General features: G+C 65.8%; 2 protein-coding genes and 1 pseudogene. 2 read left to right on the forward strand and 1 reads right to left on the reverse strand.

Annotated features, from left to right (window positions below; all coding sequences use genetic code 11):
• Positions 1-126 precede the first annotated feature (126 nt).
• The gene (locus NW75_RS21305) at positions 127-792 is read right to left on the reverse strand and encodes a nitroreductase (RefSeq protein ID WP_033967395.1); all 666 of its coding nucleotides are present in this window, start codon (positions 790-792) and stop codon (positions 127-129) included.
• A 101-nt stretch (positions 793-893) separates the two neighbouring features.
• Here NW75_RS21305 and NW75_RS21310 point away from each other — a divergent pair, with 101 nt between their 5' ends.
• Positions 894-2,066, forward strand: coding sequence for an acetyl-CoA C-acetyltransferase (locus tag NW75_RS21310; protein WP_033967396.1), 1,173 nt, complete (start codon positions 894-896; stop codon positions 2,064-2,066).
• A gap of 115 nt (positions 2,067-2,181) precedes the next feature.
• Positions 2,182-2,965 (forward strand): annotated as a pseudogene (locus NW75_RS21315) (SDR family NAD(P)-dependent oxidoreductase).
• Positions 2,966-3,015 lie beyond the last annotated feature (50 nt).

The raw sequence follows: 3,015 nt of genomic DNA on the forward strand, positions 1-3,015 counted from the left end.
CGGCGGCGGCTATGGCCGTCCGGCTGGTGGTCGCCCCGGCGGCCAAGGCCGTCCCGCAGGTGGCGGTGGCCGCCGCTCGCCAGCAGCAGGCTGATTTCCCTTTCCCTCTCCCAAGGGGAGAGGGAATTAATCCCAGATCCGCAACCACTCCTCTTCCGGAGCCCGTGCACTGCGCAAGCGGTTCGCGGGCTCTTCTGTATCCTCGAACCCGATCGCCATGCCGCAGAACAGCATCCGCTCAGGCGGGATGCCGATCGCCTCGCCTACCGTCTCCGGGTACATCGCCCAGCATTCCTGCGCGCAGGTCGCCAGCCCGGCCTCGACAGCGAGCAGCATCACATTCTGCAGATACATGCCAAGATCGGCCCATTGCGGCGGCCCCATCCGCCGGTCGACGGTGCAGAACAACGCGGCAGGCGCGCCGAAGAACTGGAAGTTGCGCGCAAACCATAAGCGCCGCGCGGCCTTGTCCTCACGCGGGATGCCGATCTCGCCATACATAGCCTCGCCCACGGCAAAACGCCGGTCGCGATATGGCGCGACCAGCTCCTTTGGATAGATGTCATATGCTGGGGTTTCTGGCTGACCCCATTGGATCTTGTGCAGCACCGCCGCCTTGAGCCGCGCGAGCGGATCGCCGGTCAGCAGGTCGATATGCCAGGGCTGTAAATTGCCCCCGGTTGCCGCCCGCGCGGCCTTGGTGACGATGCCGTGCAGCACCGCCGGATCGACCGGATCGGCGCGAAACCCGCGCGCCGATCGCCGCGCCGCAATCGCTTCGCTGACCTCCATCACCCTATCCTTTCGATCATTCGGTATGCGAACCACCTTGCCGAGCGCGGAGGATCACGGCAAGAGAGGTTGCAAATAACAACGGATATGGAGAGTCGAGCATGGCCGAGGCATATATCGTGGATGCGGTGCGCACCGCTGGCGGCAAACGCGGCGGCAAACTCGCCGGTTGGCACCCGGTCGATATGGCGGCGGCGGTGCTGGATGCGATCGTCGCGCGCACCGGGATCGACGGGGCCGCGGTCGACGACGTCATCATGGGCTGTGTAATGCAAGGCGGGCAGCAGGCCGGGCAAGTCGGCCGCAATGCCGTGCTCGCCGCCCGAAACCTGCCCGACAGCGTCCCCGCCGTATCGATCGACCGGCAATGCGGCTCCTCGCAGCAGGCAATGCAGTTCGCCGCGCAAGCGGTAATGTCGGGCACGCAGGATATCGTGATCGCGGCAGGCGTGGAGAGCATGACGCGCGTGCCGATGGGCTCGACCGCGACGCTGTTCATGAAAGAGGGGCTCGGCAATTACAAATCGCCGCGGCTGGAGGAGAAATATCCCGGCATCCTGTTCAGCCAGTTCATGGGCGCCGAAATGATCGTCAAGAAGCACGGCTTCGACCGCGCCCAGCTTGATGCCTTCGCGCTCGAAAGCCACCGCCGCGCCGCCGCCGCGACCGAGCGCGGGGCCTTTGCCGATGAGATCATCGCGCTCGACATCGAGACCTCCGAAGGCGTCGTCGCCCACGCCACCGATGAAGGCATCCGCTTCGATGCGACGCTGGAGAGCATCGGTTCGGTCAAGCTGCTGCAGGAAGGCGGCAGCATCTCCGCCGCCAATGCCAGCCAGATTTGCGATGGCGCCAGCGCGGTGATGATCGTCAGCGAAGCAGCGCTAAAGGCCCACAACCTCACCCCGATCGCACGGATCGTGAACCTGACGGTGACGGGCGGCGACCCGGTGATCATGCTGGAGGAACCGCTGTTCGCGACCGACCGCGCCTTGCAGCGGGCCGGCATGAAGATCGACGACATCGACCTGTACGAAGTCAACGAAGCCTTCGCGCCGGTGCCGCTCGCCTGGCTGAAGCATGTCGGCGCAGACCATGCCAAGTTGAACGTCAATGGCGGCGCGATCGCGCTGGGCCATCCGCTCGGGGCCTCAGGCACCAAATTGATGGCGACCTTGGTCCATGCGCTCAAGCACTCGGGCGGGCGGTACGGCCTGCAGACGATGTGCGAAGGCGGCGGCATCGCCAACGTCACGATCATCGAGCGGATTTGACCACGGCGTCGCGCCGGCGGAGGCCGGGGCCGCCACGTTGCGAAGCGCAACACCGGCACTGCACACACCAAAGCGGCCCCGGCCTCCGCCGGGGCGACGAACTAGGGGAGACCTCATGAATCTCGATTCCACCAAAGCCGCCGTTGTCACCGGCGGTGCCTCCGGCCTTGGCGCCGCCACCGCCCGTGCGCTCGCGGCCAAGGGCGTAAAGGTCGCGATCTTCGATTTGCAGACCGAAAAGGGCGAAGCCGTGGCCGCCGAAATCGGCGGCGTGTTCTGCGAAGTGAACGTCACCTCCGAGGAATCGGTCGATGCCGGTTTCGCCAAGGCGCGCGCGGCGCATGGGCAGGAATCGGTGCTGGTGTGCTGCGCCGGGACCGGCAATGCGATGAAGACCGCCAGCCGATCCAAGGAAGACGGCAGCATCAAGCATTTCAGCCTGGCCGCGTTTGACTGGCTCATCCAGATCAACCTGGTCGGCACTTTCCGCTGCGTCGCCAAATCGGCCGCCGGAATGCTGACGCTGGAGCCGGGCGAAGATGGCGAGCGCGGCGCGATCGTGATGACCGCCAGCGTCGCCGCCGAGGACGGGCAAATCGGCCAAGCCGCCTATTCCGCGTCCAAGGGCGGCGTCGTCGGCATGACGTTGCCGATCGCGCGCGACCTGATGGGCGAAGGTATTCGCGTCAACACCATCCTGCCGGGCATTTTTCGAAACGCCGCTGATGCAAGGCGCGCCGCAGCAAGTGAAGGACAATCTCGCCGCCTCGGTGCCGTTCCCCAAGCGGCTCGGCAAGCCCGAGGAATATGCCAAGCTCGCGCTCGCGATGGTCGAGAACAGCTATTTCAACGGCGAGGACGTCCGCCTCGACGGCGCGATCCGTATGGCGCCGCGGTAACATCTCCCCTCCCGCGTGCGGGAGGGGCTGGGGGAGGGAAAATGATTCCC

The sequence above is a fragment of the Sphingomonas sp. Ant H11 genome, from assembly GCF_000797515.1.
Taxonomy (GTDB): Bacteria; Pseudomonadota; Alphaproteobacteria; order Sphingomonadales; family Sphingomonadaceae; genus Sphingomonas.

What these genes read in the sequence shown, in the direction of transcription:
- NW75_RS21310 (WP_033967396.1), top strand. Translation starts at nt 894, where the DNA reads ATGGCCGAGGCATATATCGTGGATGCGGTGCGCACCGCTGGCGGCAAA.
- NW75_RS21305 (WP_033967395.1), bottom strand. Translation starts at nt 792, where the DNA reads ATGGAGGTCAGCGAAGCGATTGCGGCGCGGCGATCGGCGCGCGGGTTT.